Origin of the sequence: Sphingopyxis sp. (assembly GCF_036402335.1) — a bacterium.
Classification (GTDB): domain Bacteria; phylum Pseudomonadota; class Alphaproteobacteria; order Sphingomonadales; family Sphingomonadaceae; genus Sphingopyxis.
In genome coordinates, this window is the sequence record NZ_DASWTD010000266.1 from 1 (window position 1) to 7,437 (window position 7,437).

The 7,437-nt window shown below is 65.1% G+C and carries 9 protein-coding genes; all 9 read left to right on the top strand.

Annotated elements, in window-relative coordinates; genetic code table 11:
- Window positions 1-153: 153 nt before the first annotated feature.
- On the top strand, window positions 154-1,596 hold the full coding sequence (tldD, locus tag VGD20_RS08400; RefSeq protein ID WP_331134010.1) for a metalloprotease TldD: 1,443 nt from the start codon (window positions 154-156) through the stop codon (window positions 1,594-1,596).
- Between the two features lie 208 nt (window positions 1,597-1,804).
- On the top strand, window positions 1,805-3,025 hold the full coding sequence (locus VGD20_RS08405) for a hypothetical protein (protein ID WP_331134011.1): 1,221 nt from the start codon (window positions 1,805-1,807) through the stop codon (window positions 3,023-3,025).
- An 80-nt stretch (window positions 3,026-3,105) separates the two neighbouring features.
- On the top strand, window positions 3,106-3,507 hold the full coding sequence (locus VGD20_RS08410; RefSeq protein ID WP_331134012.1) for a hypothetical protein: 402 nt from the start codon (window positions 3,106-3,108) through the stop codon (window positions 3,505-3,507).
- Between the two features lie 68 nt (window positions 3,508-3,575).
- Window positions 3,576-4,157 (top strand): DUF924 family protein, encoded by a 582-nt coding sequence (locus tag VGD20_RS08415; RefSeq protein WP_331134013.1) that lies wholly within the window; start codon window positions 3,576-3,578, stop codon window positions 4,155-4,157.
- 28 nt (window positions 4,158-4,185) lie between these two features.
- The gene (locus VGD20_RS08420) at window positions 4,186-4,749 is read left to right on the top strand and encodes a pyridoxamine 5'-phosphate oxidase family protein (protein ID WP_331134014.1); all 564 of its coding nucleotides are present in this window, start codon (window positions 4,186-4,188) and stop codon (window positions 4,747-4,749) included.
- Window positions 4,749-4,961 (top strand): DUF2007 domain-containing protein, encoded by a 213-nt coding sequence (locus VGD20_RS08425; RefSeq protein WP_331134015.1) that lies wholly within the window; start codon window positions 4,749-4,751, stop codon window positions 4,959-4,961. Before VGD20_RS08420 ends, VGD20_RS08425 begins: the two co-directional genes overlap by 1 nt.
- 122 nt (window positions 4,962-5,083) lie before the next feature.
- On the top strand, window positions 5,084-5,791 hold the full coding sequence (locus VGD20_RS08430) for an endonuclease/exonuclease/phosphatase family protein (RefSeq protein ID WP_331134016.1): 708 nt from the start codon (window positions 5,084-5,086) through the stop codon (window positions 5,789-5,791).
- Between the two features lie 195 nt (window positions 5,792-5,986).
- On the top strand, window positions 5,987-6,325 hold the full coding sequence (locus VGD20_RS08435) for a P-II family nitrogen regulator (RefSeq protein WP_331134017.1): 339 nt from the start codon (window positions 5,987-5,989) through the stop codon (window positions 6,323-6,325).
- A 17-nt stretch (window positions 6,326-6,342) separates the two neighbouring features.
- On the top strand, window positions 6,343-7,437 hold a 1,095-nt coding region (locus VGD20_RS08440), incomplete at its 3' end, for an ammonium transporter (RefSeq protein WP_331134018.1).

Here is a 7,437-nt window from a genome sequence, read left to right on the forward strand (position 1 = left end):
TAACCTTGCGCTTTTCCGCACTGGGCCCCGGCTTTCGCCGGGGTGCACAAAAGGGGCAGTTCCCCACCCCAAAGCGACCATTCGGACGCATCACCGGCTCCTTCTCAACGAACGGGCCTTTGCGCAAATCGGCCGCGCCCCTATATCGGTTCCATGACAAGCCCGACCGATCCCCGCCGCTTCCTCTACCGCGCCGACGCGCTCGACCCCGATCTGGCGCAGAAGCTCGCGCGCGAAGCCTTGGCAAAGGCCGACGATGGCGAGCTCTACCTGCAATATCGCGCGACCGAGAGCTTCGGCTTCGACGACGGGCGGCTCAAGACCGCCGACTATTCGACCGACGCCGGTTTCGGCCTGCGCGCCGTGTCGGGCGAGATGACCGGCTTCGCGCACGCGAGCGACATCAGCGCCGGCGCGATCCGCCGCGCCGCCAAGACGCTCGCGCTGCTCGACCCGTCGAATCAGGCGCACGCCGCGCCGCCGCCGCGCACCAACCGCCATCTCTATGACGAAGCGAACCCGCTCGACCTGATCCCCTTCGCCAAGAAGGTCGCGCTCTGCCAGGAAATCGACGCCGCCGCTCGGACACGCGATCCGCGCATCGTGCAGGTGTCGGTTGCGCTCGCGGGCAGCTGGTCGGTGGTCGAGATCGTCCGCGCCGACGGCTTCCTTGCGACCGACATCCGGCCGCTCGTCCGCCTCAACGTCTCGATCGTGGTCGAGGAGAACGGCCGCCGTGAAACCGGCTATTTCGGTCTCGGCGGGCGCTACATGTACGATCATCTGTTCGAACCCGCGCAGTGGAACCGCGCGATCGACGAGGCGCTGGCGCAGGCGCTCGTCAATCTGCGCGCAGTCGATGCTCCCGCGGGCGAGTTCACCGTCTTGCTCGGCCCGGGCTGGCCCGGCGTGCTGCTGCACGAAGCGGTCGGCCACGGGCTCGAAGGCGATTTCAACCGCAAGGGCACCAGCGCCTTTTCGGGCCGTATCGGCGAACGCGTCGCGGCGCCGGGCGTGACGGTGGTCGACGACGGCGCGATGGACAGCCCGGTCGGCGGCGGCCGCCGCGGCTCGCTCAGCATCGACGACGAAGGAACGCCGACCGGCGAGACGGTGCTGATCGACGACGGCATCCTCAAAGGCTATATGCAGGACCGCCTCAACGCCCGCCTGATGGGGGTCGAACCCACGGGCAACGGACGGCGTGAGAGTTTTGCGCATGCGCCGATGCCGCGCATGACCAACACCTTCATGAAGGGCGGCAACGACGATCCCGCCGAGCTTCTGTCGCGCGTCAAGAACGGCATCTTCGCCAAAAGCTTCGGCGGCGGACAGGTCGATATCGTGTCGGGCAAGTTCGTCTTCAGCTGCACCGAGGCGTACAAGATCGAGAATGGCAAGCTCGGCACACCGATCAAGGGCGCGACGCTGATCGGCGACGGGCCGAGCGTGCTCACCAAGGTCACCGGCATCGGCAATGACATGGCGATCGACGAAGGCATCGGCATCTGCGGCAAGGGTGGCCAGAGTGTGCCCGCCGGGGTCGGCCAGCCGACCCTGCTGGTGAGCGGGCTCACCGTGGGCGGCACGGCGTAACCTGACAATAATTTGTCATTGCGAGCGTTAGCGAAGCAATCCAGAGTGTGACAAGCCGCTCTGGATTGCTTCGCTAACGCTCGCAATGACGAAAGCCTGTGACAGCCATCACTTGGCGTTCGCTCCTCCCGCGCATATAGCTCACCCCACAAAAGAAGAATCGGGTCGCATCATCCGTGGGGGGATCCCCTGCAACAGGGAGGATATCATGCGTTCGAGTCTGCGTTTTGTTTCCGTGGCCGCTGTCGCCGCGATGCTCGCCGCCGTTCCCGGCTCGGCGCAAAAATCGACCGGCCCCAGGGAACGTTATGAAATGGACGTCGCGACGATGTCGGGCTTCGCCGCGATGGCCGGCGGCGGCAAGGGCGGCCTCGGCGGCGCGATGGGGATGATGTTCGGCGGCGACCCGTCGAGCAGGGTCGCGCACCAGCTTCTCCTTCGCCTCGGCTCGAACGATGCGCCAAGCGCGCCGCCGCCGAAGGGTGACCATTTCTTCCTGCCGCAGGCGAAGATGGGCAAGTCGGTCCCGCTGACCACGATCGAAGGGAAGGACGAGACCGGAACGACGCCGTTCGAACGCCCGAAGGGCCGCCTGCTGCTCTATTGGGGCTGCGGCGCGAAGGCGGGGCCCGGCCAACCGGTGGTGATCGATTTCGCGAAAGTGGCCGCGGGACAGGTCCCGCCGAATCTTTTCTCGAGCGCGGTGCCGGTGATCCGCGAAGTGAGCAAGGCGAACAGCCGCTCCTACATCGATTGGCCGAACAACAAGGGCGGCAAGCAGCCGGGCTCGGGATCGTCGCTGCTCGGCGCGCACCGCGTCGCGAGCAATATCGGCTCCGACATCAATTTCACCCTCGCACAGGATTATATGCCCGGTCTGTCGGCCTCGACCGCGCAGCAGGCCGACGGGTCGGTGATGATCCGCTGGAACCCCATCCAGCCCGCGACGGGCTATGTCGCCTGGACGATCGGCGGCATGGGCAATGGCGGCGGCAAGAACGACCTCGGCGACATCGTCTGGTGGACGAGCAGCGCGTCGAAGGAATTCGGCGGCGGCCTGTGGGACTGGTTGCCCCCGTCGGTGGTCGCGAACCTCGTGACGAAAAAGATCGTGATGCCGCCGTCTCAGACCAGCTGCCAGATCCCCGCCGAGGTCAAGAAGGCGTCGGGCGAGACGATGATCGGCAACCTCAACGCCTTTGGGCCCGAAGCGAATTTCTCCTATCCGCCGAAGCCCGCGGGCAATGCGGTGTGGAATATCGACTGGACCGCGAAGGTCCGCTTCCGCTCGCACACGATGCTGCTGGTCGGCGCCGATTTCGGTGGAATGGGCGGGGCATCGACCGGCGGTAGCACCCCGGCGGAACCTGCGAAAAAGAAGAAGTGCAAGGGCCCGCTCGGCATCCCGCTGCCCGACGGAGCGTGCTGAATCGACGACGAGTCAGCCCCTGTTCACGCAGGGCGGCCTAGAAAGGCGTCGGGTAGGGTATGTTAGACAGGAGTCGAATCATGCGTCTGATCCCGACGCTCTTCATTGCCGCGGCGCTCGTCGCCGTTCCCGCCGCCTCTTCGGCGCGCGAAAAGCTTGCACCCGAGGACCAGCTCGCGAAGCTTCTCAAGGACCGGGTTGCCGGCGAACCGCAGGATTGCATCACCTTGTCGAGCATCAACAGCTCGCAGGTCATCGACAAGACCGCGATCGTCTATCGCTCGGGTAGCACGCTGTGGGTCAATCGTCCCGAGGGCGGCGCTTCGTCGCTCGACGATGACGATATTCTCGTCACCAAGACGACCGGCAGCCAGCTGTGCAGCATCGACACCGTCGAGCTGCGCGACCGCACGAGCCGGATGTACAGCGGCTTCGTATCGCTCGGCAAATTCGTGCCATATCGGCGCGCGAAGGCCGAATAGCCTCGCCGGTGCGGCATGACGAACCAATCCGGCTTGCATAAACTGCTCCGGATTGCTTCGCTGCCGGCATGACCGACAATTCCGAATCCCCCGACATTTCTTCACCGCCCGCCGACTGGGCAGCGCAATTGCTCGCCTTCTGGTTCGATGCGCATGGCATGGACGACTGGTATGGCGGCGGCCCCGATTTCGACGAAGCGGTGCGCCAACTCGCGGGCGACTGGCACGAGGCGCTGCGTTCGCGTCCGGCGGAAAGTTTCCTGACCGATCCCGACACCGCGCTCGCCGCGACGATCCTGTTCGACCAGGTCCCGCGCAACATCTATCGCGACCACGCCGACGCCTTTGCGACCGACAGCCTTGCCCGCGCGATCGCCCGCGGCATCGTCGACCGCGGCTGGCAGGAAAACTGGCCCGACGAGCGCCGCCAGTTCGCGTGCCTGCCCTTCCAGCATAGCGAGGATATCGCCGATCAGCACGAATCGCTGCGCCTGTTCGGCCAGTTCGACGATCCGATGTTCCAGGATTATGCCAAGGCGCATTTCGACATCGTCGACCGCTTCGGCCGTTTCCCGCACCGCAACGCGGCGCTCGGCCGCGCCAGCCGCCCCGACGAGGAAGCGGCGATAGAAGAGGGCAAGCATTGGTGATAGGCAGGGCGCAACACGGAGAGCAGCCATGGCCGAATTCACCGATACGCTGACCGACAAGCATATCGCCTTCATCGAAAAGCAGCCGGTCTATTTTACCGCGACCGCGGCCGCCGACGCGCGCATCAATCTGTCGCCCAAAGGCTATGCCGACAGCTTCAAGATCCTGTCGGAGAGTCAGGTCGCCTATCTCGACCTTGGCGGGTCGGGCAACGAGACGCACGCGCATCTCGCCGCCGACGGCCGGATCACGATCATGTTCTGCGCTTTCGACCGCAGCGCGCTGATCCTGCGCATCTATGGCCGCGGCCGCCCGGTGCTGCCGCAGGACGCCGAATGGGACGCGCTCGCGGCGAACTTCACGCTGATCCCGGGCACGCGCCAGATCTTCGTGATCGACGTCGACAGCGTGCAGACGAGCTGCGGCTGGGGCGTACCGATGATGGAATTGCAGCACGAGCGCGACACGCTGCAGAAATATCATCGCCAGGCCGATCGCGAATTGTGGGTCGAAAAATTCAGGGAACGCGACCGGAGCATCGACGGCCTGCCGACGCGCCCGACCGACCGCTTCATCGCCGGCGACGCCTGATGCCGCTCGTCGAACTGGTGCGCCTGCCGAACGGTGCCGAAGCCGAATTGCTGCGCGGCCGGCTCGAAAGCGCCGGCGTCCATGCGGTCTGCTTCGACGCGGGCATGAACATCGCCGAAAGCGTCGGTTTGCTCATCCCCGTCCGCATCATGGTACTCGACGAGGACCTCGCCGAAGCGCAGGCGCTGATCGCCGAATTCGACGCGGGTTAGCAACCCAACCCCTTCCCCGTTCGTCCTGAGCTTGTCGAAGGACTTTTTTTCCTTGAAGAGAGAAGGACAGTGCTTCGACAAGCTCAGCACAAACGGATGTAAGGTCGGTCCCAAACCCTTCCATGATCAAGGTCGCCAGTTACAATATGCGCAAGGGCATCGGGCTCGACCGGCGCCGCGACCCCGGCCGGGTGCTGTCGGTGCTCGGCGAACTCGACGCCGACATCGTCGCACTGCAGGAGGCCGACCGCCGTTTCGGCACCCGCGCCAGCGCGATCCCGCCGCACATGTTCGAGGATCATAGCGACTATGTTCCCGTCGACCTGCTCAGCGGCCGCCCCTACGCGATCGGCTGGCACGGCAATGCGCTGCTCGTGCGCAAGGGCGCCGAGGTCGAGGAAAGCCATGCGCTTCATTTGCCGACGCTCGAACCGCGCGGCGCCGTCGCGGCGACGATCCGCATCGGCGACACAAGGCTTCGCGTCGTCGGCATGCACCTCGACATTTCAGGCCTCCGCCGCCGCCAGCAAGCGCGCGCGATCCTGAACCATGTCGCCGAAGGCGAGCCATTGCCGACGATCCTGATGGGCGACTGCAACGAGTGGCGGCCGCGCGGCGGCTGCCTCGCCGATTTCGGCGAGCGTCACCGGCTGGTCGACACCGGCCACAGCTTTCACAGTCGCCGCCCGGTCGCGAAGCTCGACCGCATTTTCGCGACTCCCGATCTCGAAGCGATCGATGCGGGCGTTCACCAGAGTACGCTCGCGGCGCGCGCGTCGGATCATTTGCCGATCTGGGCCCGGTTCAGGGCGATTTCAGGCAAAAGCTGATCTCCCTCCCGCAAGCGGGAGGGGAACAGCCTCTGCCCAAAATTTAGGCAAACTCGCAGGACGCCTGCCCAGCGAACGAACGATTGTTCGTCCTTCTCCTCCCAAACCGTCACAAAATGTTAACTTTCGCGCCGCCCGCGCAATCTGGCACAGCTGTTGCAGTGCAACATGGTGCCATTAGCAAAAGGGGGCGTCATGAAGCTGATCCTGGCCATCATCAAACCATTCAAGCTCGACGAGGTGCGCGAGGCGCTCACCGGACTCGGCATCGCCGGCATGACCGTGACCGAGGTCAAGGGCTTCGGCCGGCAAAAGGGGCAGACCGAAATCTACCGCGGCGCCGAATATGCCACCAACATGGTGCCGAAGGTCAAGATCGAGCTCGTCTGCGACGACGCGCTCGCTGCAAGGGTCGTCGAAACGCTCCAGCATACCGCCGGCACCGGCTCAATCGGCGACGGCAAGATTTTCGTGCTCGACGTCGGTCAGGCGGTGCGCATCCGCACCGGCGAGACCGGCGAGGCGGCACTGTAATGACGAAGGGGGAAAACATGACGTTCGCAAATAAATTTGCGGCGGGCGCCGGGGCCGTCGGCCTTTCGCTGTTCGCCGCACTGCCCGCCTGGGCGCAGGAAACCGCCGCGGCGGCACCCGAAGCCGTCGTTGACAAGGGCGATACCGCCTGGATGATGACCTCGACCGTGCTCGTGCTGCTGATGATCCTGCCGGGCCTCGCACTCTTCTACGGCGGCCTGACGCGCACCAAGAATATGCTGTCGACGATGACGCAGATCGGCGCCGCCGCCTGCCTCGCGATGATCATCTGGGTGATCTACGGCTACGGCCTCGCCTTCGGCCCCGAAGGCAATGCCTTCATCGCCTGGGGCAAGTTCTTCCTCGCCGGCGTCACGCCCGACAGCCTCGCCGACACGTTCAGCGACGGCTTCAAGCTGCCCGAATATGTGTTCATCAGCTTCCAGATGACCTTTGCCGCGATCACCCTCGCGCTGGTCCTCGGTTCGGTCGTCGAACGCATGAAATTCGCCGCGGTGATGGTGTTCGGCGCCGTCTGGCTGACGATCGTCTATTTCCCGATCGCGCACATGGTGTGGGCGGCGGGCGGCTTCCTGTTCGAAGGCGGCATGTTCGGCAGTTCGCTACCGGCAGCACTCGATTTCGCCGGCGGCACCGTCGTGCATATCAACGCGGGCGTCTCGGCGCTCGTCGCGGCGATCATCCTCGGCAAGCGCATCGGCTATCAGAAGGAAATCATGGCGCCGCATTCGCTGACCCTCACGATGGTCGGCACCGGCATGCTGTGGGTGGGCTGGTTCGGCTTCAACGCCGGCTCGGCGCTCGAAGCCAATGGCTCGGCGGCGCTCGCGATGATCAACACCTTTGTCGCCACCGCTTCCGCAGCCCTGTTCTGGATGCTCGCCGAAAAGCTCGCGGGTCACAAGCCCTCCGCACTCGGCTTCTGCTCGGGCATCATCGCCGGCCTCGTCGCGGTGACCCCGGCGGCAGGCAATTCGGGCCCCTTCGGCGCCATCGTCCTCGGCGCGGTCGCTTCGCTGATCGCCTTCTACGCAGTGACGGTGCTCAAGCCCAAGCTCGGCTATGACGACTCGCTCGACGCCTTCGGCATC

Bases quoted from the DNA above. Each gene is read 5' to 3' on its own strand.
- VGD20_RS08405 (WP_331134011.1), top strand. From the start codon at position 1,805: ATGCGTTCGAGTCTGCGTTTTGTTTCCGTGGCCGCTGTCGCCGCGATG.
- VGD20_RS08410 (WP_331134012.1), top strand. From the start codon at position 3,106: ATGCGTCTGATCCCGACGCTCTTCATTGCCGCGGCGCTCGTCGCCGTT.
- VGD20_RS08430 (WP_331134016.1), top strand. From the start codon at position 5,084: ATGATCAAGGTCGCCAGTTACAATATGCGCAAGGGCATCGGGCTCGAC.
- VGD20_RS08425 (WP_331134015.1), top strand. From the start codon at position 4,749: ATGCCGCTCGTCGAACTGGTGCGCCTGCCGAACGGTGCCGAAGCCGAA.
- VGD20_RS08415 (WP_331134013.1), top strand. From the start codon at position 3,576: ATGACCGACAATTCCGAATCCCCCGACATTTCTTCACCGCCCGCCGAC.
- VGD20_RS08435 (WP_331134017.1), top strand. From the start codon at position 5,987: ATGAAGCTGATCCTGGCCATCATCAAACCATTCAAGCTCGACGAGGTG.
- VGD20_RS08420 (WP_331134014.1), top strand. From the start codon at position 4,186: ATGGCCGAATTCACCGATACGCTGACCGACAAGCATATCGCCTTCATC.
- tldD (WP_331134010.1), top strand. From the start codon at position 154: ATGACAAGCCCGACCGATCCCCGCCGCTTCCTCTACCGCGCCGACGCG.